Source organism: Promicromonospora sp. NPDC019610 (genome assembly GCF_044389365.1).
Classification (GTDB): domain Bacteria; phylum Actinomycetota; class Actinomycetes; order Actinomycetales; family Cellulomonadaceae; genus Promicromonospora.
In genome coordinates this window covers 209,300-234,979 of record NZ_JBIRXX010000001.1, presented here as the reverse complement: position 1 = coordinate 234,979, position 25,680 = coordinate 209,300, and the positions used below count along the sequence as shown (strand labels likewise).

Below are 25,680 nucleotides of genomic sequence, written 5' to 3'. Positions count from 1 at the left end.
ATGACTGCGAAGCGACGCGGGCTCGGGCGGGGCCTGGGCGCCCTGATCCCGACGGGTCCGGAGCTGGACGAACGGGCTCCCGGAGCCGGGGAGTCGGACGGCGCGGACAGCGTGCTGGGCGGCTCGGTCGCTACCGTCGTCGAGGAGCGTCCGGCGCCTGCCGAGACCCCGGCGGACCAGGCGCTCGTCGGCGCCGGCTCCGTGGACACGATCGCGGAGCAGGCTCCTGAGCAGGTCACGGAGAAGAAAGCCGCTCCCAAGAACACGGGACCGCGCCCTAGCACGGTGAAGTGGGACTCAGCGATCGCCAGCGGCCGGCTGTCGGTCGCCAACGAGGCGAGTGAAGGCACCGGGGCGTCGGCACTGGACGATGCGTTCTTCAGCCGGGAGGAGAGTGCACCCGAAGCTGTTTCACGTGAAACACCGGATCTTGTCCCCGTGCCGGGCGCGCGGTTTGCGGAGCTGCCCGTCACCGCCATCCGGCCGAACACCTGGCAGCCGCGCACGGTCTTCGACGAGGGAGACCTCGACGAGCTGGTCGACTCGATCAAGGAGATCGGTGTTCTCCAGCCGATCGTCGTCCGCCCGGACAAGGATCACCCGGGCGAGTACGAGCTCATCATGGGCGAGCGGCGCTGGCGCGCGACGCAGGCGGCCGAGCTGGAGACCATCCCGGCGATCGTTCGCGACACCGACGACGGCGACATGCTCCGGGACGCGCTCCTGGAGAACCTGCACCGCTCGAACCTGAACCCGCTCGAAGAGGCTGCCGCGTACCGTCAGCTGCTCGACGACTTCGACTGCACGCACGAGGAGCTGGCGAACCGGATCGCGCGCAGCCGTCCGCAGATCTCCAACACCCTCCGCCTGCTGCGCCTGCCCCCACTGGTGCAGCGTCGCGTCGCCGCGGGCGTGCTCTCGGCCGGCCACGCGCGTGCCCTGCTCGGCCTGAGCGACGGCGCGGAGATCGAGCGTCTCGCGCAGCGCATCGTGTCCGAAGGTCTCTCGGTCCGGGCGACCGAGGAGATCGTGATGCTCACGGAGTCCGACGGCAACGGCACCAAGGCACGCAAGGCGCCGCGGGCCGGCACCCGCAGCGAGGCGGTCGACGAGCTGGCGACCCGGCTCTCCGACCGCTTCGAGACCCGGGTCAAGGTGGCGCTCGGCAAGAACAAGGGCCGCATGACCGTCGAGTTCGCCTCGGTCGAGGACCTCAACCGCATCCTCAACGTCATGGCACCGGAGGAGCGCGGCCTGCTGCGGCCAGCGTCCGAGGACTGACGCACCCGCCCAGCGGACAGGCACAAGGCTCAGGGCCGGCACCCACGAGGGATGCCGGCCCTGAGCCTTGCGCGGGAGCTGTCGACACGCGCCGGCAGCCCAGGGCGTCCGAGAACGACCTGCTACCGCGCGGACACCAGCGCCGTGTCGATGATCGCCCGGTAGAGCGCCGACAGGTCGTGCCCGCTCGCGGCCACCGCCTGAGGTAGAAGCGACATCTCTGTCATACCCGGCGCGACGTTGACCTCCAGCACGTGCGCGGTGCCGGACCGGTCGAGAATCATGTCGGTGCGCGAGAGGTGTCGCAGGTGCAGGGCGTGATGTGCGCGTACCGCGACCTCCGACACCAGGTCGGCCTGCTCCGAGCTGAGCCGGGCCGGCGCGAAGAACTCGGTCTCGCCGGCCACGTAGCGCGCGGCGTAGTCGTAGCCGCCGTCGGCCACGATCTCCACCGCGGGGAGGGCCTCGGGACCGTCGGCGCCCTCGATCACGCTCACCGCGAGCTCCACACCGTCGATCGCGCGCTCGACCAGCGCCGTCTCCCCGTACGCGAAGCACTCCACCATCGCCCGCGGCAGGTCCTCGGTGCGGGTCACGACGGTGACGCCGAGCGCGGAGCCGCCCTCGGTGGGCTTGACCACGAGGGGAAGGCCGATGCGCCGCAGGATCGTGTCCAGCACCGGCTGCGCGCCGAGGTCGCGGAACAGGCTCTGGGGGAGCGTCACGTAGTCCGGCGTCGCAAGCCCGGCGTCGAGCAGCGCGGCCTTCGAGATCGGCTTGTTCCAGACGACGCGGCTCGCGCGCGGCCCGGTGCCCACGTACGGCAGGCCGACCATGTCGAGGACGTCGCGCACGGAGCCGTCCTCACCGGAGGCGCCGTGCAGCAGCGGCCAGACGACGTCGGGGCGGGTCGTGCGCAGGAACGACAGGAGGTCGGCGTCGACGTCGTGCAGCAGGACCTCCAGGCCGGTGGCGCGCAGCGCCTCGGCGACCCGGCGTCCGGAGCGCAGGGAGACGTCCCGCTCGTGCGACAGGCCACCGGCGAGGACGGCCACCAGGGGCGAGCGACACGCGGCGTCGTGCGGCTCGGGGGCGAGGGGTGTGTCTGGCGCGGCCGGCTCGGTCGGGACGGGGGCGGGACTGGTCATCGAGGACTCACTCGGTCGGGATGGAGAACGGTCAGCTGCCATCGTGTCAGACCCGCAGGTCAGCGGTGTGACCTGCGGGTCCGTCGAGGGGCGGGGGCTCACGCCAGGTCGGGTGCAGGGCCCTCGACGTCGTCCGGGTCGGCGCCGGGCTGGGCGGAGGTGCCGAAGATCTCGACCAGCTCGGACTCGCCGTTGACGACGCCGGCCAGCCGCCGCACACCCTCCCGGATCCGTTCCGGGGTGGGGAAGCAGAACGACAGGCGCATGTGGTCGGAGCCGCTGCCGTCGTAGTAGAACGCCGTGCCCGGCACGTACGCGACGCGGGCGGTGACGGCACGGGGCAGCATCGCCCGCGCGTCGAGGCCCTCCGGCAGGCGAACCCACACGAAGAAACCGCCCTTCGGCACGTTCCACGACGCGCGGGGGAGGTACTCGCCGAGCGCCCCCACGAGGGCGTCGCGCCGCTCGCGATAGGTCTCGCGGTAGGCCTTGATCTGGGCCTTCCAGTCGCACGTCTCCAGGTACGTCGCCACGGCGAGCTGGGAGGCGTTCGACGGCGACAGAACGGCGGACTCGCTGGCGAGCACGAGCTTGTCACGGACCGCGTGCGGCGCGATGACGAAGCCGACGCGGTAGCCCGGGGCGAACGTCTTGGAGAACGAGCCCAGGTACAGCACGCCGTCGGTGTCGTAGGAGCGCAGCGCGGGCATCGGCTCGGTGTCGAACCCGAGCAGCCCGTACGGGTTGTCCTCCAGCACGAGCACGCCGTGCCGGCGACAGATCTCCAGGATCTGGGGGCGGCGCTCGACGGACAGCGAGACGCCGGCCGGGTTCTGGAAGGTCGGCACGGTGTAGAGGAACTTCACGCGCCGGCCGTCGGCCGCCAGGCGGGTCAGCGCGGCGTCGAGCTCCGAGGGGACCAGGCCGTCGGCGTCGAGCGGCACCTGGACGACGTCGGCCTGGTAGGACCGGAAGACGCCCAGCGCACCCACGTACGACGGCGCCTCCGCGAGGACCACGTCGCCCGGGTCCACGAAGATGCGGGTCACGAGGTCGAGCGCGGACTGCGAGCCGGTGGTCACCACGACGTCGTCGGGATGGGCGGAGACACCCTCGAGCGCGACGACCTGGGTGATGTGCTCGCGGAGCACCTCCTCGCCCTGGCCCGAGCCGTACTGGAGCGCCGTCGTGCCCTTGGTGACGATGAGGCGCTGCATCGTGTCGGCGATGACGTCGAGCGGCAGCCCTTCCAGGTACGGCATCCCGCCGGCCAGGGACACGACCTCGGGACGGTTGGCCACCGAGAAGAGCGCTCGGATCTCCGAGGCGCGCATACCGTGCGCTCGCGCCGCGTACGAACCGAACCACGGGTCGAGGCGGTTACCGGCAGTCTCGGGAAGCTCGTTCACGCCCGCCAGTCTCGCACGCACCGTGTGCTCGACCGAGTACCCGTTCGTAGCGAAACGGTGAGACTACGCGGTTCGGGTGCCGAGACCTGCTCCCGGACCAGGGCGAACGAAGAGCGCGTGCCCGGTGCCGCACCCCGGTGGGGGGTGGGCCGGACACGCGCTCGATCACGCAGGGGCAGGCAGGTCAGCCCGCGAGGACCTCGTCGATCTCCTCGGTCAGCGCGCGCTTCGGACGGGCGCCGATGATCGACTTCACGACCTCGCCGCCCTTGTATACGTTGAGCGTCGGGATCGAGACGATGCCGTAGTCCATGGCGGTCTGCCGGTTCTCGTCGGTGTCGATCTTGACGATCTTGATCTTGCCCTCGTACTCGTCGGACAGCTCCTCGAGGATGGGCGCCACCATGCGACACGGGCCGCACCAGGTAGCCCAGAAGTCCACGAAGACGGGAATGTCAGAGTCGAGGACCTCGCTCTTGAAGGTGTCGTCGGTGACCTTGATGGTGCTCATCCAGCATCTCCTTGTTCATGGCCCCGCGGGGGCCCGGTGGGGCGCGGTCGGTGGCAGCCGGCCGGAGATCAGTCGTTCAGCGAGTCGAGGAACGCCTGGGCGTCGAGCGCCGCGGAGCAGCCCGAGCCGGCGGCCGTGATCGCCTGGCGGTAGGTGTGGTCGACGGCGTCGCCGCAGGCGAAGACGCCGGGAAGGTTGGTGCGGGTGCTCCGGCCCTCCACGAGGATGTAGCCGTTCTCGTCGAGGTCGACCTGGCCCTTGACCAGGTCGGTGCGGGGCTCGTGACCGATCGCGACGAACAGGCCGGTCGCGTCCAGGTCGCGGACCTCGCCGGTGACGGTGTCGCGCAGGCTGAGCCCGGCGACCTTGTCGTCGCCCGTGATGCCGGCGATCTCGCTGTTCCATGCGAACTCGATCTTCGGGTCCGCGGTGGCGCGCTCCGCCATGATCTTCGAGGCGCGCAGGTCGTCGCGGCGGTGCACCACGGTGACCTTCGAGGCGAACCGGGTCAGGAACGTCGCCTCCTCCATCGCGGAGTCGCCGCCGCCGACGACGGCGATGTCCTGGTCGCGGAAGAAGAAGCCGTCACAGGTGGCACACCACGAGACACCGCGGCCGGAGAGCCGCTTCTCGTCGGGCAGCCCCAGCTCACGGTAGGCCGAGCCGGTCGCCAGGATCACGGAGCGGGCGCGGTAGGTGTCGCCGCCGCCCGTCACGATCGTCTTGACGTCGCCGGTCAGCTCGACCTGCTCCGCGTCGTCCCAGATGACCTTGGCGCCGAACTTCTCCGCCTGCTCCCGCATGGCGTCCATCAGGTCAGGGCCCTGGATGCCGGCGGGGAAGCCGGGGAAGTTCTCGACCTCGGTGGTGTTCATGAGAGCGCCGCCCGCGGTGACCGAACCCGCGATGACCACGGGCGCGAAGCCGGCACGAGCCGCGTAGATGGCCGCGGTGTATCCCGCGGGACCGGACCCGACGACTACGACGTCGAGCACGGGGACGTCGGTGGTGCCGGCGGCCGGAGCGGTGGTCTGATCGGTCAAGGTGTTCTCCTCGAGTTCCATGGGCACACGCAACAACACGCGAGCGGGTCCCAGTGTTCCAGCCCAGGTCCCCCGGGGCTCGGTCGTGGACGTGAATCTCGCCACACAACATCGACATCCGTCGATATGTTGGGTCTCCGAGCCGATCCTGTCACGAAAGAACACCGGCGGGAACGAACCCATCGACATGATGTGGTTCGGACCCGCCGGCGTTCCGTATTGCTCGTGGCCGTCAGCTCGCGGCCGTCACTTCGTTCTGGTCGCGACGACCGTCGGTCAGCTCAGCACGACCTCGCTCAGCTCGAGCCGGAAGCCGTCCGAGACCTGCGGCAGCTCGGTGACCCAGATCGTGAACGAGTCGCTCACGACGGGCTCCGGCAGCTCGAAGGTGGTGGTCTCCGCGAAGGTGCCCTCGGCGAGCACCTCGCCGCCCTCGCCACCCTTGAGGATCTGCACCTTGCCGCCGGGAGTGTTGGTGAGCAGCTCGATCTTGGAGACCGACGCCGGCTCACGGAGCCGCAGCTCCATGCCCAGGAAGTCCTTGAACCCGCCGAACGCCGCCCGCTGGTAGGTGGTCGTGAAGTAGAACGTGGCCGGGTCGGTGTCGAAGGCCCGCTCGACCGCCTCGGGGTGATCGAGGGTGTTGCCCTCCCAGTCGAGCTCGCCCAGGAGCGTCCCGGAGTCGATCACCGGACGCGCCTCGGTCTCGGTGGGCGCCGACGGCTCGCTGCTGCCCCCGTCCGCACCCGCGGAGGTGGAGACCGTGGGTGACGGGGTCGCGTCGGCGATCATGTCCGGGGTCGGCGAGAGGACGGCGTTGATGGCCCAGATGAGGCCCGCCACGACGGCCACGCCGACGAGCCCGAGCACAATCGGCGTCGGGTTGACGCCGCCGCGCTTGGGCGCGGGCTGGGTGGCGAAACCGCCGTCCTGCTCGTAGTAGCCGCCGGTGCTCGGGTCGTAGCCGCCCGGCGCGTAGGACTGCGGAGGGTACTGCTGCGGCTGCTGCTGCGGCTGCTGCTGCGCGTACTGGTCGTAGCCGGGCTGGGCCGGTGCGACGGGCTGGCCGTACTGGTCGTAGCCCACCGGCGGGTAGCCGGCCGGCGCCGCCTCGGGCGGTGGGGGAGGCACGGGCGCGTGCTGCCCGTAGGCCTGCGGCTCGTAGGTGTAGTCGTTCTGGGGCTCGGGATAGCCGGCGGGTACGTTGCCGCCGGCTCCCATGGCCATTGTCTCGTCGGTACGTGCGATCCGGCCGGTGACGGGGCGCCGCGCGGGCGGAGCTCCTTCGCCTCCGAAGGCGTCGGCGATGGACTGCCGCCGCGGCTCCTCCGGCTCGGGCTGCACGAATCCAGGCAGCGATGCCACTACGGAAACCTCTCCCCACGGCTGGAGAGCCGCGGTGACGTCGTCGGGGTTCTTCGGCCCGTCGGTGCCTCCGGACGTGTCGAACGTCCGGGCCACCAGGCCGTCGATCTCGGTGTCCACGTGCGGGACCAAGCTGGAAAGAGGCGCCACGGCGCCGGAGTCGTCGAGCTGCGCCGGCAGCGGGATCAGGGTGTCCTTCGCGATCCAGTCGGCCTCGAGGTCCTGGCCGGGCCAGCGCGCCGTCATCGCGTAGTAGAGGAGAGCCACGAGGCCCCGGGCGTCGAGCTCCGCCGGCTTGACGTTGAGCGTGTCGCCGGAGGCGAGCCCACCGTCGAGCCCGAGGCCCGTGACGCGGACCTGGTGGCCGTCGACCCGCACCGCCTCCGGGCGGAGGGCGGCGTGGTGCACGCCGCGGGCGTGCGCGACGGCGAGGGCGCCGGCTGCCTCGCCGACGATCGCGCGGGCCTGCTGCTCGTCCACGAGGCCGCTCGAGATGATCTCGGTCAGCGTGGTGCCGGTGTAGGGCTCGGTGACCACGTACTTGCGGCCGTCGGCGTCGGACCCGGCGTCGAGCACGCGGACCAGGCGGGGGTCCGTCACGAGTGCCGCACGCCGGGCGGAGTCCAGGGCGTCACCGGTATAAGGCCCGGTCACGAGCGTGACGCGGACCTCGCGGTCCAGGATCAGGTCGTGCGCCTCCCAGGCGGTCGCCGCGGCAAGGTCGGTGGTCGCCTGCTGGCGCAGCCGGTATCTCTCGACCAGCACGGTGCCAGGTTCGACGGTGCTCACGCGGACCTCCTCGCTCGGTCGGGGGACATTAGCAGGTACGTGACCGCGACCGTCACGCACCGTCGCCATGCTACGCGGAACCGCTGCCCACCCGCCGAGGCATCGTCCGTATGTACGAAAGCGCAGCCCACGCGCGCGGGCTGCGCTTCCGGTACGACGGGGGCGGGTCAGCGCCGCAGGCGGGCGAGGACCGGGCCGAGCAGCCCGTTGAGCTCCTTGACGCGCAGCAGGCGGAGGAGCAGCACGTAGACGGCGAGCATGACCACGCCGCACAGCGCCGTCACCCAGAGGCCGCTGAGCATCGTGAACAACCAGCCCTTGTCGAACGAGAGGACGTCGAACCCGCCGACCAGCTGGTAGACGCCCCACCCGGCACCTCCGGCGACCGCCGCGGCGAGCACCGCCTTGGCGTGCAGCACGAAGATGCGCCCGCCGTCGAGGCGCCCGCCGAGCTTGCGCTTGAGGCCGCCGGTGCGCAGCAGCACCGTGATCCAGTTCGACAGGGCGTAGGCGCCACCCGCGGCGACGACCCAGTACTCGATCGGCAGCCAGATCTGCGCCGCGACCAGGCCGGCCACGAGGGCGACCGTCGACGGCACGGTGATCCAGAAGACGGAGCGGCCGTCCTCGTAGGCGTAGAAGACCCACTTCATGAGCGCCATGCCGCCGAGTGGCACCAGCCCGAACGACAGCGCGACCAGGACGGGCGCGATGAGCGCGGTGTCCTCGGCTCCCGCGGTCGGGACGATGAACGCCGTCGCGGGCCCGGCCAGCACCCCGAGCGCGGCGGTGGCGAACACGGTGAAGACGCCGATGGTGCGCAGTCCCAGGGAGAGGTCGTCTCGGACGCGATCGGTGTCGCCCTCCTGCGCGGCCTTGCTGATTCCCGTGAAGAGCGCGGTGGCGATGGATACCGTGACCAGGGAGTGGGGCAGCAGGTAGATCAGGAGTGCCTGCGTGTAGGACGCGTTGCCGGCGAACGACTCCGTGGCGGTGCTCGCGGCACCCGCCTCGGACGCGACCCGGGTCAGGTACAGGACACCCGCCTGCTCCAGGACCACGGCGGCGAACGTCCACATCGCGACGGCGCCCGCCGAGCGCAGGCCGATGCCCCGCAGGCCGAGGCGGAGGTTCCAGCGGAAGCCGGAGCGCAGCAGCGGGACGAGCAGCACCAGCGCCTGCGCCACGATGCCGAGCGTGGCCGTGCCGGCCAGCAGGACGGTGCGCGGGGTGTTCCACTCGGTGAGGTCGTTGATCCCGGCGTCGGTGCCGCCGAACACGACCAGGAAGATCCCGAACCCGAGCACGGAGACCACGTTGTTGGCCACCGGCGCCCACATGAACGGCCCGAACTGCTCGCGGGCGTTGAGCACCTGGCCCAGCAGCGTGTAGAGGCCGTAGAAGAAGAGCTGGGGGATGCACCAGTACGCGAAGACGGTGCCCAGCGCGAGCTGTTCGGCCGACCAGCCGTCGGTGTAGAGCATGACGACCCACGCGGCGCCGCCGGTCAGCACCGCGGTGATCGCGAGGATGCCGACGGCGGAGATCGTGAGCAGCTTGTCGACACGCTCCTGCGCGTTGTGCGCGCGGAACGCCTTGACGATCTGCGGCACGAGGACGGCGTTCAGCATGCCGCCCGCGAGGATCGCGAACAGGACGTTGGGCAGCTTGTTCGCGACGTCGAACGCGTCGGCGACGGTACCCGTGGCACCGATGGCGGCCACCAGCATCAGGTTACGGACCAGGCCACCGAGGCGGGACGCGGCCGTGCCGGCCGCCATCACGATCGAGTTGCGCCCCAGGCTGCTGGTCGACGACGCCGCCGCGGTCGGCGTCTCGGGCGTACCCGGCCCGCCCGCGGCCTCGGCGCTGGGATCCGACGCGGGGTCGGTCGGTGCGGTCACGGCGTTCTCCTGGGTCAAGCGACTACTCCCGTGGTCTGGGCCCCTGCCCGGCGCTGTTCGGCAGACGTGTGCGGCGGCCGAAACACTACTCTGCCCGGGCGGCCACGGAGTCCGCTTTCGCCGCCTGGGCAGGTTCCGGCGTCTCGGCGGCCGCACCGGTCGCCTCCTCGACGTCCTTGCTGGTGGCACGGTACGGGGAACGGCCGCGACGCACGGTGCGCCAGATCCCCGACAGGAACAGCAGCGCGACGAGGCCGGCGGCGATCCAGGTGCCGAGCTCCTCCCAGCCCGCGCGGACGCGGACCTGGAACGACGAGTCGTCGCTGATCTTGGCGCCGGTCGGGGTGAGCACCTGCGCGGTCACGGCGACGTCGCCCGAGCCGATGGCCCGCACCGGTACCTGCACGTCCATCTCCTGGCCCGCCGGGATGACCTCGGTGCTGCGCGCGTCGACGGTCAGGCGCGGGTGGTCGGGGCGCAGCACCACCGTCACCGTCGCGTCCACGCCGAGCGTGTTGCGCACGCGCACCGGGATGTTGCCCTTGTCCGTGATGAAGTTGACGTCCTGGCGCGGCACCACGGTCACGGACTGCTGCGTGAGCGCGTTCGACGCCTCCAGGGTCTGCTTGACGAGCGCCTCCCGGAGCCCGGTGTCGGCCCGGTGCGCGACGGCGAGCGGGGCGATCAGGCGGGTCACACCCGGCCGCCAGATCTGGGAGGAGTGGTCGACGGCGACCGACGAGAACGTCACGACGGCGTCGCGCGCCCGCTCCAGGGCTGCGACGTTCGTCGCGCCGAGCTCGCCCTTGGCCACCGTGCGCTTCGACAGGGCGGTACGGGCCACGTCCGGGGCGTCCTGCGCGAACAGCGTGTCGACGGTCGTGACGTCGACCCAGCCTGCGTCGTCGAGCTCGTTCAGGATCTTGCTCGCGCCCTCGGCGTCGGGCGTCCAGGTCCGCGGCGCGACGATGGTCAGCGACGGCGGGTCGACCGGCGTCTGGGTCACGACGGCGGCCGTCTCCGCGAGGAGCCGCTGCGCGCCCTCGGTCGGGGTGGACGCGGTGGTCGCGGCATTCGTCGAGGCGGAGCTCTCCGTGGACGTCACCTCGTCCGCGTCCGACAGGTCGGTGGCGGCGAGGAAGGTCCGCGTGAGGTTGGTGTCGGCCACGACCGCGCGCGCGGTGCCGGACGGCGTGCGGACGTCCGCCCGCCCCGTCACGGTGCCGGCACCCTCGTAGGCGAGCCCGCCGCTGCCGACCACGAGGTGCCCGCGCTTCGCCGCGACCCCGAGGCCGACGGTCTCGACGTCAGGAACGACGCCGTCCGCGGGCCAGGAGATGTTCTTCTGCCACGACTCCGGGACCTCCCAGTTCCCCTTGCGGGGTGCCTGGAGGAAGCTGCGCGCGCCGGTGGTGCGCACGTTCGCGTGGGCGAGCGCGGCGAGGTCGGGGTCGTGGCTGGGGAGGGAGTACGTGGTGGTGCTCGCGGCGGCCGCCGTCATGCGCTCGGACCACTCGATGAGCGCCGGGTCGTCCGAGGTCGCGGCCACGGCGATGGTGTCGGGGTCGATCGCCAGCGACAGCTTGGTGTTCTCCGCGACCTGCAGCACGCCGTCGAGCCGCTGGCCGGAGGCGGCCTGCTGGGCCAGCTCCAGCTCGGCGGTGCTCGGGTCGGCCGGGTCGATGGCCGGGCTCGTGACCGCGGCCAGGACGCTGACCTGCATGGGCTCGCGCTCCAGGCCGTCGGCGTCGTACACGAGGAACGAGCGCGCGATGCCCAGGCGACCGGTGGCGTCGCCGGCGGAGACGGCGAGCTTCCGCGCGCCGAAGCCCTTGAAGGTCTCGGCCCCTGGGTCGTAGGTGAACGAGACGTTCTTGGACGCGCCCGCCGCGAGGTCGCCGATCGTCTTCGGGATGGGCCTGCCCCGGGCCTGCTCGTACAGGTCGGCCGTGACCCACTCCTCGATCTCGGTGCGCGAGGTGATCGCCACGTAGTCGATGGTGAGCTGGGCCACCGCGTCGGACACCGTGGCGCTGCTCGTGTTGGTGACCTTCGCACGGATGGTCACCTCGTCCCCCGGGTGCGAGACGGGGTGCGAGATGTCGGTGATCGCGACGTCGAGCGACCCGGCGGCGGCCTCGGTCGTGGCGAGCGGCCGGGTGGCGGCGGCGTCCGCGGTGGTGCGCGCCGCGGTCGGACCGGTGGCCGAGGCCGTGGGCAGCGCGGACCCGACGAGCAGCGCGCCCGCCAGGAGCACGGCGCCGAGCGCGCCGGTACGGCGGGCCGCCCGGTTGCGGGCGGGACTGCGGGAGAAGTCGGCGTGCTGCGTCATGGCAGGTCTGGGCGCTCCGTGGGGAAGGCGTCGGCGCGCAGTGCGTCCCGGAGGTTCCTCGACGAGACGAGGAGATCCAGGGCGGCCACGGCCAGTCGCTGCTCGTTCGGGTACGACAAACGCTCGGCGAGCTCGTCGACCCTGACCCAGAGAGCGTCCTCGGCTTCGCCGTCCGGATCGTTCTCCACGGTCAGGTGACCGCCTTCCGCGCGCAAGAGGTAATGGTGCACCACCTTGTGCACCCGCCGGTCCTCACCGGTGAACCAGTAGTCGATCACGCCGAGCTCGGCCTGGATCGAGCCGCGGATCCCGGTCTCCTCGCGGATCTCGCGGATCGCGGCCTCCTGCGGCGTCTCGCGGCCCTCGAGGTGCCCCTTGGGGAGGCACCACTCCAGGCGGCCCGTGCGGTTGCGGCGCAGCAGCACCGCCGCGCTGAACTCCTCGGGCCGGTCGGACTCGGCGCGCAGGACGAGCCCGCCGGCCGACGTCTCGTCCACGATCGGCAGATGTACCGGGGCGCTCGTCGCGGCGGCACGCCGGGCAGGATTCACCCGCAGCGGCGCCCCGCCGGGCGGCGTGGGCACCTCCGGGCGACCGTCTGGACGGTCGCTCGCCGGAACAGGGGTGGACATGCCCCAACACTACCGACTGACCACCGTTGATCTGGTCAGGCGCGGGGTGCGGGCGGTTTCGGGCACCGGGTCGCCCCGGCACGTCCGCACCATGTCCGCATGAGGGTGCGGCGGGCCCGCGCGGGGCTCGGCGCGGGCCTCGTGAGAGCCGGGCGAGTGGCTGCGGCGCGCTTCGCGGTGGCCTGACGGGTGCCCTGCGGGTGCCCGGCGGGCCCGGCGCGCGAAACCTCGGTGAGTGAGGCCGTGCCGGGTCTGGGAGAATATTGGGCTGTGTCTACCCCTGAACAGGATCTGTTGCGCCGTGCGCTCGGCGTGCTGACCGAGATGGCGCCCGCCGCGCTCGAGCTGGGCGAGCAGTTCCGCGCCGCCGGACACGAGCTGTCGCTCGTCGGCGGTCCGGTCCGCGACGCCTTCCTCGGCAGGACGAGCAACGACCTCGACTTCGCGACGTCGGCCTCACCCGACCAGACGCAGCGGATCCTCGCCAAATGGGGTGACGCGCACTGGGACATCGGCAAGGAGTTCGGCACGATCGGGGCGCGCCGGGGCGACGTGGTGGTCGAGGTGACGACGTACCGCACCGACAAGTACGACCCGGCGTCCCGCAAGCCGCTCGTGGAGTTCGGCGACAATCTCGACGGCGACCTGTCCCGGCGCGACTTCACCGTGAACGCGATGGCGGTCCGCGTGCCCGACCTGACCTTCGTCGACCCGTACAACGGGCTGGGCGACCTCGCCGCCGGGGTGCTCCGTACCCCGATCGCGCCCGAGCGTTCGTTCGACGACGACCCGCTGCGCATGATGCGCGCCGCGCGGTTCGCGGCCCAGCTGTCGTTTCACGTGGAACCAGGGACGCTCGCCGCGCTGGTCGCGATGGCCGATCGGATCGAGATCGTCTCGGCCGAGCGGGTCCAGGCGGAGATCACCAAGCTGATCCTGAGCGACAACCCGCGCGCCGGCCTCGTGGTGCTGGTCGACACCGGGCTCGCCGAGCAGGTGCTGCCCGAGCTGCCGGCCCTGCAGCTCGAGATCGACGAGCACCACCGGCACAAGGACGTCTACCAGCACTCGCTCACCGTGCTCGACCAGGCGATCGCGCAGGAGACCGGGGCCGACGGTGCGGTGCCCGCGCCGGACCTGGTGCTCCGCCTCGCCGCCCTGCTGCACGACATCGGTAAGCCGGCCACACGCCGCTTCGAGTCCGGCGGCGGCGTGAGCTTCCACCACCACGAGGTGGTCGGCGCCAAGCTCACCACCAAGCGGCTCCGGGCGCTCAAGTACGAGAAGCAGGTGGTCAAGGACGTGTCGCGGCTCGTCGAGCTGCACCTGCGGTTCCACGGGTACGGCGACGGCGCATGGACCGACTCCGCCGTCCGGCGCTACGTGACCGACGCCGGGCCGCTCCTGGAGCGGCTGCACCGCCTCACCCGCGCCGACTCGACCACGCGCAACAAGCGCAAGGCCAAGCGACTGTCCGACGCGTACACCGACCTGGAGAACCGCATCGCGGCGCTGCGCGAGCAGGAGGAGATCGACGCGATTCGGCCGGACCTCGACGGGACCCAGATCATGGAGATCCTCGGCATCTCGCCGTCGCGCGCCGTCGGCGAGGCGTACAAGTACCTGCTGGGCCTGCGCATGGAGCGCGGTCCGCTGGGCGAGGACGTCGCGGCCGAGGAGCTCAAGAAGTGGTGGGCCGAGCGGGCCTAGACGTGGGTCGGGTCGAAGAGGGCGCTGACCGACTCGCCGCTGTGGATCCGGCGGACCGCCTCGGCGAAGGCCGGCGCCACGCTGATCACGGACAGCTTGTCGTGCGCCAGCAGCCCGGTCGAGGGCACGGTGTTGGTGGTGACGATCTCGACGACGTCGGGGTCGGCCGCGATGCGGTGTGCGGCGTCGTTGGCGAAGATGCCGTGCGTGCACGCGATCCGGACGCTGCGCGCGCCGTGCTCGCGGAGCAGGTCGAGGATCGCCAGGATCGTGGACCCGTTCGCGATCTCGTCGTCGAGCACGATGATGTCGCGGCCGGTGACGTCGCCGATCAGGGACGTGATCTCGACCCGGTCGCCGTCGAACCGCTCCTTCGCGGCCGCCGCGACCGGGACCCCGAGCATCTTCGCGAACGCTGACGCGCTCTTCGCGTTGCCCAGGTCGGGGGAGACCACCGTGGCCTTGGACAGGTCGCTCGGCAGGAAGTGCGCCGCGAGCTCGCGCAGCGCGTTGAGCTGGTCGGTCGGTACCCGGAAGAACGCGTGCACCTGCGGCGCGTGCAGCGTCATCGTGAGGATGCGGTTCACGCCCGCCGTCTCCAGCAGGTCCGCGACGAGGCGGCCGCCGACCGAGATGCGCGGTGCGTCCTTCTTGTCCGAGCGGGCGTACGCGAAGTGCGGCATGACGGCGGTGATCCGGGCGGCCGACGCGCCCTTGGCGGCGTCGATCATCAGCAGGAGCTCCATCAGGCTCTCCTGGGCGGGACGCACCACGGGCTGCACGAGGTAGACGTCGCGCTCGCGGCAGTTCTCCAGGAGCTGGACCTGCAGGCAGTCGTTCGCGAAGCGCTGGATGTTGATGGGGCTCAGCGGGACGTCGAGATCGGCGCACATCTCCCGAGCGAAACGCTGACCACCGGTACCGGCAAAGACCCTCACCTCGGCCATGGCTGGAGTCTACGGAACGTCGAGCCGACACGCCCAGCAGGAGCAGGCATCATGTGGGTCGTGACCCTCACCGAGTGGCAGACCTGGGAACCGTTCGTCGACGCGTTGCGCAGGTCGGCACCGCCCGGGACGGGCGTCAGCGAGTTCGCCGGCACGGTCGGTCGCGGCGCGTGGGACGGTTCCTACCTGGACGACGGCGACGCCGACGCCCGTCGCGCGCACTACCGCGAGGCCGCCCGGGAGGCCGCCCGGACCGGCGGACGCGGGCCCAAGGCCGAGCTCGACGACGCGCTGCGCACGATCGCCGCCCTCCTGCCCGACACCGCGCAGGTGGTGCGCGTCGTCGCCGGCGCCCGCCCCGGCGACGACGTGGTCGAGCTGGTCACGCTCCCGCCGGCTGTCGTGTCGGGGCCGGTCACGCCGGTGCTCGAGGTCGTGCTGGAGCCGGGCGCGCTCCCGGCGCAGTACGCGGCGACGATCACGCCCTCGCCGGACGGCGCTCCGGCGGCGTCGGCCGATCCCGACGCCGTGGCCCGGCTGGTCGCGGAACGGATGCCCGATGCCGTCGGGGCGCCGCCCGCGGAGATCGACCAGGCCGAGGCCACGCTTCCCGCCGGCGCGCGGCTGCCCGACGAGGTGCGGGCGCTCTACGGCGCGGCGGCGTCGGGCAACCTCGAGCTCGAGGGGGAGAAGGGCCGGTTCGCCGCGTTCGAGATCGTGCCGCTGCGCGGGAGCTTTCTCCGCGAGGCGTTCCTGCCCGCGGCCCGCTTCGACACCTGGAGCGCGGACGCCGACACGTTCGCCCCGACGGACCCGGCCGGCAGGGTGCAGACCGCGATCGGGTCGCCGCTCTGGTTCCCCGTGGGGACCGACGGCGCCGGGAACGTCTACGCCGCCGACCTTGCGCCCGGCCCGAACGGGCACGTGGGCCAGATCGTGCTGCTCGATCACGAGCAGCACGCCGGGGCGGCCTACCGGGCGGAGAGCCTCGCGGCCCTGCTCGTGGGTCAGGTGTCCGGGAGCGGCGGCGCCGTCCCGGACGGCTCCGGCCGGACGGCGGACGGGCCGGACGGGCCAGACGGCGGCGAGGCCGGCCCCGGCTCGCCGTCGGACACGGAATTCCTGAACCTCGAACCGGACGCCTGGGTCGAGCGGCTCGACGCGGGGACCGTGCCGGCGGGTCTCAAGGCCGCCGGGTTGGTGCCCGACCGAACGGCTCCTCCGGCCCTGCCCGAGGCGATCGAGGTGGCGAACCGGCTGCTGGAGCTGCACGGTCAGGCGCTGATCGAGGTCACCCGGTTGACCCGCCCGGAGGGGGCGGACCGTCCGGAGCGCCCGCGTCGCAAGGGTCTGCTCGGGCGCCTCTTCGACCGCTGACGGGTTCCGTCCTTCGGCAGGCGTCGTACTGCGCCGGAGGGTGCCGGCCCTGCTGAACTTCGTTCGGCAGGGGACCGGTTGATTCACCTGCGCCGAAAAGTCCGGCACAGCCGGAGATGTCGGGTCAGGCCCGGACGAAGTACAGCAGGGCCGGCAGGAGCTGATCGGCTGCATCCCGCGCCTCTGCGCCGATGCGCCTCGGACGCCCGGCCGCCGGACGCGACGAGGGCAGGAACCCGGATGGATTCCCGCCCTCGTCAGGCGCACACGGCGACCGGCCGCTCAGGTGTCAGTGCCCGCCGTGGACCTCACCGTCGGTCTCGGGCCGCTTGATCAGCGCGGCCAGAGCGATGGTCAGCGCCATCACGCCGGCGCCGATCCCGAACGCCAGGCTCGCACCGGCCGTGAGCGCGTCGGCGGCGGACTCCCCGGCGGCGGTCAGCGTGTCGGAGCGGAGCGTCATGATCGCGATGAACAGTGCGATGCCCGCGGCACCCGCGACCTGCTGCACCGTGTTGATCGTGGCCGAGCCGTGCGAGTACTGGTGCGGCTTGAGCACCCCGAGCGCCGCGCTGAACAGCGGCGTGAACACCGCTGCCAGGCCCAGGCTCAGCAGGATGTGCGCGGCGAGCACGTAGAACGGCGAGATGCCCGGGTGCAGGAACGCGAGCATCCCGATGCCGAGCGTCACGAGCACCGTGCCGGGCACGAGGATCGGACGCGGTCCCACGCGGTCGTACCACCGGCCCACGACCGGGCCCAGAAGACCCATCGCGAGCGCGCCCGGCAGGACGATCAGCCCGGACTGGAGCGGCGTCAGGCCCATCGCCTCCTGCAGCACCAGCGGCAGGACGATCAGGGTGCCGAGCATCGCGAGCATCGCGACCGCCATGATGCCGATCGCCACCCGGAAGTTGGGCTCGAGGAAGGTGCGCAGGTCCAGCAGCGCGGAGTCGGTGCGCTGCCGCACGATCTGCCGCCACACGAACAGGCCGAGGAACACCAGGCCCGCACCCAGCGGGATCCACGGGTTCAGCGTGCCGGCGCTCGCGTGCGCGCCCTCACCCAGCCCGGACAGGCCCCACACCAGGCCGCCGAACGCGACGAGCGTGAGCAGGAGGGACAGCGGGTCGAGCGTGTGGTGCTCCTTCTCGTTGACGTCGCGGATCCAGAGCACACCGGCCACCAGGGCCAGTACCGAGATCGGCAGGACCACGCCGAACACGCCGCGCCAGCCGAGCGGCTCCAGGATCGCGCCGGAAAGCGTCGGGCCGAGCGCCGGTGCCGCCGCGATGACCAGACCGACGTTGCCCATGACCCGGCCGCGCATGTGCGGGGGCACGATGGTCATGATCGTGGTCATGAGCAGCGGCATCATGATGGCCGTGCCGGTCGCCTGCACCACGCGGCCCGCCACCAGGACCCCGAACCCGGGCGCGATCATCGCCAGGGCGGTGCCGACGGTGAACAGGGACATCGCCAGCAGGTACGCGCCACGCGTGCCGAGCCGGTTGATGAGGAACCCGGTCGCCGGGATGACGACCGCCATCGTCAGCAGGAAGGCCGTGGTGAGCCACTGGCCGACCGTCGGGGTCACGCCCAGCTCGTCCATGATCGGCGGGAGCGCCACCGACATGGTGGTCTCGTTGAGGATCACGGTGAAGGCGCTCGCCATCAGCAGCGCGATGGCACGGAAGTGGCCGGGGGCGAGCTTGTCGGCGCGCGCGGGTGCGGGCGCGTCGACACTGCCCGACGGCGGTCGGGTGGCCGGACGGTCGTCCAGCGGATCAGCGGTGTCAAGGATTTCGGTCGTCATGGGGTATGCCCTCTCGGTACGGAACGCGGGCCGAGATCGAGAGCGACATTGCACACGACCTACGTCTAACGACGCCGGATCATCGTGCGGTATTCCCGATGATGATCGCGACCTGTTTTTGTCGACGTCTGCGGTGAGCAGAAATCATCGGTCAGTTCGCCGAGGCATCCGCGCCGTCCGACCGGTCCGACCCGTCCGGGGAGACGGGCTCGGTGACCGGCGTCGCGACGCCGAGCGTCACGCCCTGGCCCGCCATGAACGGCTCCGGGTCCACGGCCTGGCCGTTCATCCGCACCTCGTAGTGCAGGTGGCAGCCCGACGACGTGCCGGCGCCCGCCGGGTCGATGCGCGAGTCACCGCCCATCGAGGCGATCTGCTGGCCCGCCTGCACCGTCTGGCCCACGCGCACCAGGTTGGTGCCGGTGAGCAGGTGGCCGTAGGTCGAGTCGAGGCCCATGCCGTGCTCGATGCGGATCGTGTTGCCGGTGCCCCAGCCGGTAGCGCCGGAGATCACCACGCGCCCGGCCGCGGCCGCGTACACCTGGGTGCCGCAGGACGCCGCGATGTCCTGGCCCAGGTGGTAGGTCGACGCCCCGGCGATGCCCGTGCTACGGGGCCCGAACCCGGACGCCTTGGTGCCGACCGCCGGGTTGGCCCAGCCGCCGGCGCTGACGGCGGCCTGCCCGATGGAGCCGGACATGCACGGCGCGGCGGCCGCGGAGCCTTGGATGGACTGCGACAGCGCGTCGAGGTCCGCGTCGTCGGCGCCGCTGACCAGCTGGATCACCTGGAGCGCCTGGTCCCAGTACTTCTGGTAGTGGTACGGGTCGGCGTTGCGCTGCGCCTTGTGGGCGGCGATCGTCGGCTCCAGGGTCTCCCAGCCCGTGACGGCGAGCAGCCGGTCGTAGAACCTGCCGGACGACTGCACGGGGTCGAGACGCTCCTCGACCGTGCCGTACCACTTCTGCTCCTGGAACATGCCGATCGAGGAGGTCAGCGAGCCGTCCGGGTTCCGCACCCCGAAGCGGTCGTCGCCGTAGCTCAGGTTGCGCATGCCGGACTCGCCGAGCGCCGTCATCACCGCGACGGCCTGCGCACGGGCGGGGACCCCGCGCTCCTGGCCCACCTGCAGGATCACCGCGGCGTTCTGCAGCTGCTCACCCGTGAAGCCGCCGGCCGCCGGCAGCTGGCCGCCCGCGGGCACCACCGACGCCGACATGCTGCAGCCGTTCTGCGACTGGTTCTCGCTCACGGCGCCGCCCACCAGCACGACCATCGCGACCACCGCTGCGGGTACCGCCAGGACGGCCGCCACCAGGACGGCCAGCACGAGCACCGCCCGCCGGGTCCCGTCGTCCTTCTTCCTGCCGTTACCGGACCGCGAGGACCGGGCCGCCTGCGACACGACCCGCGTCGCGAGCCCGACGGTGTCCCGCCCGCTCACGACCCCTCCGGCGGCCTGATCTGCTCGGCCAGCCAGGGCGCCCCGCCGTCGGCCCGGGTCAGGAGCACCGTGTACGGGCCGACGTCGGTGGGTACCGCGACCTCCGCGAGCAGTGTGGACGTCTCGTCGGTGACCTCCGGGTCACCGGTCACGTCGGTGACCGGCACGAGGCGCGGGTCGACGTCCTGGTAGACGGGCTGCGCCTGCGGCGTCAGCAGCGGCTTCAGGCCGTCCCACCACGCGTCCTCGGCCTGGTCGGTGGCGGCGAACGCGCTGACGGTCGCGACGGCGGCGTCCCGTGCCGCCTGCCGGACCGTCTCGTCCCACGTCGCCTCGACGGGCTCGGTGGGGGCTGTCTCGTCGAACTCCGGCTCGGCCGTCACCTCGACCGCGGGGTCGCCGGCAGCCGGGTCGCCGTCGACCTCCTCGGTGGCCGCGTCGTCGGCGTCGTCGGACGTGCCCACGGGGTTGTCGAAGTCGTCCTGGCTCCCCGGGGCGACGGCGCCCGGGTTCACCTCGGCCGTCGGGTCGGCCGCGGGGCCGCCCTCGCGGGGCCAGCCGATCCAGGTCCCGATCGCGAGGGCGACCACCGTGAGCACCACGATCACCGTACGTTTCATCAGCGGCCCAGCTCTCGCATCTGACGCCGTCCCGGGTTGTGCACGATGGCGGACGGCTGCGGCCCCGCGCCCGGCGCCGCGCCGCCCTGGCGTGCGGCGTTGAGGGACTGGGCGAGCCGCGCCGCGCTCTGCGACCGCTCGCCCCGCCGGCCGAGGCCGCGCACCGCGCCCAGCACCTGCTTGGCCTGCCCGGCCTTGCGAACGACCGTGAGCGCCTTGGAGGCCCCGGCCGCCGCGGCGGACGTGCCGCCGCTCGCGACCATCGCACCCGCCTGCAGCGCGATCGACGTCCCCGCGCGGCCCGCGCTGCCCAGCCGGTCGCTGAGCCGTTCGCCGGCCGTCGGCGGCAGGTGGGGGGACGGCTCGTTCCCCGCCTTCTCGCCGGCGTTCGTCGCGTCGGGTACCTGGTCGCCGCCTCCGCGTGCGCCGTCGGGCGAACCGTCCTGGACGGTCCGGGCGGCAGCGCTCCAGGCGTTGCCGCCGCCGGTCCCGCCGCCCGGTCCGCCGTCCGGCCCGCCGTCGTAGCCGGAACCGTCGACCGGGATGGGCATCGTGCGGTTGTCGTCGCCCGCCGCTCGCCCGGCGACCGCTCCAGCGGCGGCTCCTGCCGCTGCCGCGCCGACCGTGCCACCGCCGGGGGTGCCGTCCATGGCGGACGGACCCGCGGACGGGGCGTCGTCGCCGTCGATCTGCACCGCGTTGTCGTTCGGCTGCACCGGGGCCGGGCCGAGCCCGACACCCGCCCAGGACTTGGCCTTGTTGTACCGGTCGCGCCACTTCGCGGTGCCGTCCCACGGCATCGCGGCCGGCTCGCCGATCTGGGAGGGCACGCCGGCGGCCGCGAGCTTGTCGGCCAGCGTCCGCAGGCCCTGCCGCACGCTCGCCCCCATCAGCACGTAGAAGACGGCGCCCGCGACGACCAGGGTGTTGAAGAGGTACAGGCGCACGAGGAACGGCAGCCCGCTCGTCGCGTCGTAGAAGCCGAGCAGCATCTTCATCCAGGCGACGAGGAACATCGTGGCCATCGCGACGAGGATGCAGCCGAAGCCCACGCTCGCGAACGTACGGAAGAGCTGCGCCCGCGTGCCGCTGGAGATCACGCCGACCGGGAGCTGCCAGAGCAGCTTGATGGCCGACCAGCCCAGCAGCAGCACCGCGAAGATGGTGCCGCCCACGATCACCACGGAGAGCAGCAGGAACACGAACCCGGTGGTGAGCAGGCTGAGCGTCGAGACCACGGTGCCGGCGTCGACCGTGGACGCCGCCTCCTGGTAGGCCGCGTCGCACCCGCCGATCTCGTCGACGGCGTTCTCCCGGCCCACGTTCTCCGTGTAGGTGTCCTCGCAGCCCGTGCCGTCGATGACCGAGCCGTAGTTGATGATCTGGTGCGGTGCGCGCAGCAGCGTGTCCACGAGCTGGCCCTTGAGGCCGTCCCGGATCACCGTGGAGTCCCGCTCGAACGACGCACCCTCCGTGGCGAAGCCCGTGGCGATGTCCATCCCGGCGTCGCGGGACTGCATGATGACGCCCTGCTCACCGCCGATCGTCGCCATGGGGTTGGCGAGGAACCCCGTGGCCAGGGCGGCGATGACGCAGCCGATGAGCAGCTCCATGAAGCCGCCCGCGTACCGGCCCTTGAGCAACCAGAACCCCACGACGAACGCCAGGATGATGAGCATCAGGTTGAGCAGGCCGATCTGCGCGACCATGCCCTGCACGATGATGCTCAGCCCAGCCAGCGGCGCCAGGATGTAGCCGAGCCAGTCCATGCCGAGCACCCAGTCGAGCACCCAGATCTGCACCGCGACCATGTCGCGATACCAGACCCAGAACATGCCGGCGAGGGTGGAGAAGATCTCGGAGTCGACGTTCAGCGGGTTCCACGGCGAGCCCGTGTCCCACTGGAGCATGAACCGGTCGACGGCCACGCCCTGGGTGTCCTCCAGGTTCAGCCCACCCTGCGGGTCGGCGAACGGGAGGGGCGCGAGCCCGATCATGCCCCGATCACCGCACCGGTCGAGCTGGTCGGCGTCGTCTTGACCGTCTGGGCGCGCTTCTCCACGAGCGGCGCCATGACCTTCGCCCGGCCGTACCGGGCCTGGAAGTCGCGGATGAGGCACTCCCCGCGGCGCTCCTCGACCACGCCGACGGCGGCGTCCGTCACCGGGGCGGTGCCCTCGGTGACCAGCTTGACCAGGCCCTCGTCCACGGGGGCGTCGGTGGGCAGGCCGTGCAGCCAGCGCAAGCCTCTGCGGGCCAGGTTGGAGTCGCGGTGGCGCAGCAGCACGCGGAACGGGATCAGCCCGCGCACCACCTCGTTGCCGAAGTCCTCCTCGGCGTCGTGGCTGCCGAGCAGCAGCGCGGCCTTGTGCTTACGGCCGTCGCGGATGAACGTGCCGATCTCCTCGGCCGCCTCGGGGGACGACATGGTCTTGGACGCCTCGTCGGCGGCGAAGATGTCGAGCCGGGAGCGGTCCGCGAAGCAGCGGTAGCGGGCGAGGGCCGCGATGAGCGCGAACGTGGCGCGGCCGAACACCTTCTCCGCCTTGAGCTCGGCGAACAGGTGCCCGTGCTCCATGTCGGCGCGCGAGGGCAGCTGCATCTTGTGCGTGTGCAGAACGATCGCGGGCGAGCTCAGGTCGAGCGGCGGCAGCGAGTCGTCGAAGAGGGCGCGTCCGAAGTCGAGCTCGGAGAAGATGCGCATCTCGTCGGCCAGCATCCGCGCGCCCGGGTACTCGCAGTCCTCCTCGAGGTGCCGGGCGAGCGAGCCGAGCGACGTGATCTTGTGCCGCCACATGTACTCGGTCTGCAGCACCTTGGACAGCAGCACGTTCTGCTCGGACTTGGTCTGCACCGACAGCAGCACCGTGAGGAAGGCGCGCGCGACCCGCGGTGCCTGCGCGGGCGGCAGGATCCGCAGCGGGTCCATCGACACTGTCGCGTCCTCGGAGATCTCCACGACCTGCGAGCCGGGGATCTCCGAGACGGCGATGCCCCACTCGCCCATCTCGGTGTGGTCCACCGCCATGAGCGTGGCGCCCATGTCCACGTTGTCCATGGCCACGGTCTTCATGCTCACCGACTTGCCCGAGCCCAGCTCGCCCACGAAGCCCATCGCGAGCGCGACGTCCAGCTTGTCGGTGGCGCCCGCCAGGTTCACGAACACCGGGTTGGGCCGGGCGGCGCCGTTGGAGATCTCCAGGGCGAACAGCGCGCCGGAGGTGTCGCCGAGCTCGGTCGTCGCGAAGGGCACGGCGGCGGAGAAGGCCCGCGCCGTCGTGATCTGCGAGTACTCCCGCACCGCGCGCGGCGTGGGCATGCCCGGCAGGGTGGCCTCGAAGAGCGTCGGCTGGATCGTGGGGTCCGTCCGCAGCGAGAACTGCATGGCGGCGAAGTACTTGGTCAGGTCGCGGGCGTCGTCCAGGGCCTGCTCCGGGGTGTGGCCCGAGACCGTGAACATCGTGGTGGCGTCGACCTCGACCTCGAGCTCGTCGGCGTCCATGACCGCCTGGTACTCGCCCAGGGCGCGCGCCGTCGTGTCCAGCGACGACCCGGCCCGCTCCTCCTCGGAGCGCTGGTCGAACTGGTCGTTGAGGGTCCGCACCGCGCGCCGGTTGCGGTTGGTCACCTCGTCACGCGAGCGCACCGTCATGCGGATGGCCCAGTCGCAGGGCACACCCGACTCGTCGACGCGCCCGATCCACTCGCACCCCGGGTAGACGATCCCGCCGGACGGCGTGTCGCTCACCACGAGCGTCGTCTGGTACGACGCGAGCTCGGGGTTGGTCGGGTCGAGCACCTTCACGTACGGCCGCTTCAGGATCTGCAGCGGCCCCAGCTTCTTCTCCGAGTCCGTCTGCCCGGCCGGGTCCACGAGCGCGGACGGCAGGACGGAGGGACCGGACAGGTGCATCTCGGCGTCCAGCGACCCGTCGACCGGGACCGCCGTGTCCAGCCCGAGGCCGCGCTGCATCGCGTGGCCGAACATCCAGGCCATCTCCGCCACCGACGCCGGCTGGGGGTCGAACGCCGAGGGCATCTCCTTGCGCAGGGCCTCCGCCTGGGCGGCCCGCTCGCCGATCGCGTGCCGGCCCGGCACGGACCGCGGCATCATCAGCGTGTCCTGGAGCGTGGTCCAGCTCGCGTGCAGCGGCTCCATGAACGCCTTGGCGCCCGGGTTCGCGAGCGGTGCGGCGATCCAGTGGACGCGGCGCCCGATCGGGATCTGCTCCAGGAAGTCGAGCGTGGCCTCGCACTCGGCGGCCCAGGCCTCGCGCTCCGACAGGTCGACGCCCTCGATCATCGAGAGCACCACCGACGCGGGGTCGGTGGCCGCCGTCAGGCCGAGGTGCAGGGACTCGCCCCGCAGTGCGCGGTACAGCGCGGTGTGGTGCCGCCGCGCGGCGTGCTTCTTGTCGTCCGGCTGGAAGGCGTAGGGAACGGGGGACACGCGCCAGACCGCCCACACGGTCCCGGTGCGGGTCCACATGAGGCCGTCCGTCAGGGCCGAGATGTGGCTCAGCATGGGGGCTCAGTCCTCTCGCGGGGTGGTCGGTGCGGGGCGGTCGGTGTTCTTCTGCTTCCCGGCCAGCAGCTGGCCGACGCCGGTGAGGTCGGCGTTCCTGCGGTCCGCCGCGGCGGTCGCGGCGGCTGCCGCCCAGTCCGCCGGCGAGCGTCTTCCGGGTGGTGCAGCGGGTGGTGCGGCGGGCTGCGGGTCGGGTTGCCGGCCTGGTTGGCGGCCGGTCTGCGGACCGGGCCCCGGGTCGAGCCGGCGGCCCTCGAACGTGGCGTCCGCGGGGCCGCGGCCGGTCAGCTCCGGCAGCAGCTCGGTCGGCACCGGCTGCACGACGACGGGGTGTGTCACCCCGGCAGTGCTGGCTGTGCCGGCGGGTACGGCGGATCGCGGCGTCGGCTCGGCGAGCCGCTCGCTCCGGACCGCGGAGCCCGGCACCACGACCAGGACGCGGTGCGTCATCAGCCGGGGTTTGGGCAGGGACACCTGCCCGCCCACGAGACGGCCCGGGCTCGACGTCAGGTTCATCGCGTCCATGACGAACGCGACCGGGTTGCGCCCGGAGCTCGGCAGCTTGCCGGTGGCCCAGACCACCCCGACGACCACCCCGACGGCGACCACGATGTTCATGAAACCGCCGAGCTGCGCCCACAAGGGAGCGGTCTTCCACAGGGCGAACGCCACCACGGCGCCCGCTCCCACCTGGGTGATGGTGTACGGACCACCCCAGATGCGCCCGCCGCTGGGCAGCTTCCCCACGAGCATGGGGATGCGTCGGGCCTTCGTGTAGAACTTCGCGGTCTCGGTCACCGGACACCCTCCTCACCACACGCCGGGCG

Annotated in this window: 18 protein-coding genes; 3 read left to right on the top strand and 15 right to left on the bottom strand. The window is 72.1% G+C overall.

All coding sequences use genetic code 11. The features are described 5' to 3' along the window. The gene (locus ACH45N_RS01005) at positions 1-1,281 is read left to right on the top strand and encodes a ParB/RepB/Spo0J family partition protein (RefSeq protein WP_397390310.1); all 1,281 of its coding nucleotides are present in this window, start codon (positions 1-3) and stop codon (positions 1,279-1,281) included. 122 nt (positions 1,282-1,403) lie between these two features. On the opposite strand, the gene ACH45N_RS01000 is transcribed toward ACH45N_RS01005, so the two are convergent. From ACH45N_RS01000 to ACH45N_RS00965, 8 genes are all read right to left on the bottom strand, one after another. After that, positions 1,404-2,429: a D-alanine--D-alanine ligase gene (locus tag ACH45N_RS01000; RefSeq protein WP_397390308.1), complete on the bottom strand. Its 1,026-nt coding sequence runs from the start codon at positions 2,427-2,429 to the stop codon at positions 1,404-1,406. A gap of 98 nt (positions 2,430-2,527) precedes the next feature. Beyond that, a complete protein-coding gene (locus ACH45N_RS00995) occupies positions 2,528-3,838 on the bottom strand; it encodes a PLP-dependent aminotransferase family protein (RefSeq protein ID WP_397390306.1) in 1,311 nt (436 codons plus the stop codon). Between the two features lie 184 nt (positions 3,839-4,022). Continuing rightward, positions 4,023-4,349, bottom strand: coding sequence for a thioredoxin (gene trxA / locus ACH45N_RS00990; RefSeq protein ID WP_377227371.1), 327 nt, complete (start codon positions 4,347-4,349; stop codon positions 4,023-4,025). A gap of 68 nt (positions 4,350-4,417) precedes the next feature. Further along, positions 4,418-5,392, bottom strand: a complete 975-nt coding sequence (trxB, locus tag ACH45N_RS00985; protein WP_397390304.1) for a thioredoxin-disulfide reductase — start codon at positions 5,390-5,392, stop codon at positions 4,418-4,420. 276 nt (positions 5,393-5,668) lie between these two features. Then, the gene (locus ACH45N_RS00980; RefSeq protein WP_397390302.1) at positions 5,669-7,546 is read right to left on the bottom strand and encodes a hypothetical protein; all 1,878 of its coding nucleotides are present in this window, start codon (positions 7,544-7,546) and stop codon (positions 5,669-5,671) included. Between the two features lie 167 nt (positions 7,547-7,713). Next, complete coding sequence (gene murJ / locus ACH45N_RS00975) at positions 7,714-9,450, bottom strand: murein biosynthesis integral membrane protein MurJ (RefSeq protein ID WP_397390300.1); 1,737 nt, start codon at positions 9,448-9,450, stop codon at positions 7,714-7,716. Positions 9,451-9,535: 85 nt separating this feature from the next. Continuing rightward, positions 9,536-11,782 (bottom strand): DUF6049 family protein, encoded by a 2,247-nt coding sequence (locus ACH45N_RS00970; protein ID WP_397390297.1) that lies wholly within the window; start codon positions 11,780-11,782, stop codon positions 9,536-9,538. Further along, positions 11,779-12,414: an NUDIX hydrolase gene (locus ACH45N_RS00965; RefSeq protein ID WP_397390295.1), complete on the bottom strand. Its 636-nt coding sequence runs from the start codon at positions 12,412-12,414 to the stop codon at positions 11,779-11,781. Before ACH45N_RS00965 ends, ACH45N_RS00970 begins: the two co-directional genes overlap by 4 nt. Positions 12,415-12,684: 270 nt before the next feature. Here ACH45N_RS00965 and ACH45N_RS00960 point away from each other — a divergent pair, with 270 nt between their 5' ends. Further along, on the top strand, positions 12,685-14,124 hold the full coding sequence (locus tag ACH45N_RS00960) for a CCA tRNA nucleotidyltransferase (protein ID WP_397390293.1): 1,440 nt from the start codon (positions 12,685-12,687) through the stop codon (positions 14,122-14,124). On the opposite strand, the gene ACH45N_RS00955 is transcribed toward ACH45N_RS00960, so the two are convergent. Further along, positions 14,121-15,071: a ribose-phosphate diphosphokinase gene (locus ACH45N_RS00955; RefSeq protein ID WP_377227364.1), complete on the bottom strand. Its 951-nt coding sequence runs from the start codon at positions 15,069-15,071 to the stop codon at positions 14,121-14,123. The genes ACH45N_RS00960 and ACH45N_RS00955 overlap by 4 nt on opposite strands. Before the next feature lie 60 nt (positions 15,072-15,131). Here ACH45N_RS00955 and ACH45N_RS00950 point away from each other — a divergent pair, with 60 nt between their 5' ends. Beyond that, positions 15,132-16,448, top strand: a complete 1,317-nt coding sequence (locus tag ACH45N_RS00950; RefSeq protein WP_397390291.1) for an SMI1/KNR4 family protein — start codon at positions 15,132-15,134, stop codon at positions 16,446-16,448. Positions 16,449-16,737: 289 nt separating this feature from the next. Here the strand turns inward: ACH45N_RS00950 and ACH45N_RS00945 are convergent, their stop codons facing one another. The 6 genes from ACH45N_RS00945 to ACH45N_RS00920 form a co-directional block, all read right to left on the bottom strand. After that, positions 16,738-18,264 (bottom strand): MDR family MFS transporter, encoded by a 1,527-nt coding sequence (locus tag ACH45N_RS00945; RefSeq protein WP_397390289.1) that lies wholly within the window; start codon positions 18,262-18,264, stop codon positions 16,738-16,740. A gap of 151 nt (positions 18,265-18,415) precedes the next feature. Continuing rightward, the gene (locus tag ACH45N_RS00940; protein ID WP_397390287.1) at positions 18,416-19,708 is read right to left on the bottom strand and encodes a M23 family metallopeptidase; all 1,293 of its coding nucleotides are present in this window, start codon (positions 19,706-19,708) and stop codon (positions 18,416-18,418) included. Continuing rightward, positions 19,705-20,328 (bottom strand): hypothetical protein, encoded by a 624-nt coding sequence (locus ACH45N_RS00935; protein WP_397390285.1) that lies wholly within the window; start codon positions 20,326-20,328, stop codon positions 19,705-19,707. The genes ACH45N_RS00940 and ACH45N_RS00935 overlap by 4 nt, the downstream gene beginning before the upstream one ends. Beyond that, positions 20,328-22,325: a hypothetical protein gene (locus ACH45N_RS00930; protein WP_397390283.1), complete on the bottom strand. Its 1,998-nt coding sequence runs from the start codon at positions 22,323-22,325 to the stop codon at positions 20,328-20,330. The genes ACH45N_RS00935 and ACH45N_RS00930 overlap by 1 nt, the downstream gene beginning before the upstream one ends. Next, complete coding sequence (locus ACH45N_RS00925; protein WP_397390281.1) at positions 22,322-24,853, bottom strand: ATP-binding protein; 2,532 nt, start codon at positions 24,851-24,853, stop codon at positions 22,322-22,324. Before ACH45N_RS00925 ends, ACH45N_RS00930 begins: the two co-directional genes overlap by 4 nt. Before the next feature lie 6 nt (positions 24,854-24,859). Then, positions 24,860-25,651 (bottom strand): hypothetical protein, encoded by a 792-nt coding sequence (locus ACH45N_RS00920; RefSeq protein ID WP_397390279.1) that lies wholly within the window; start codon positions 25,649-25,651, stop codon positions 24,860-24,862. Positions 25,652-25,680 lie beyond the last annotated feature (29 nt).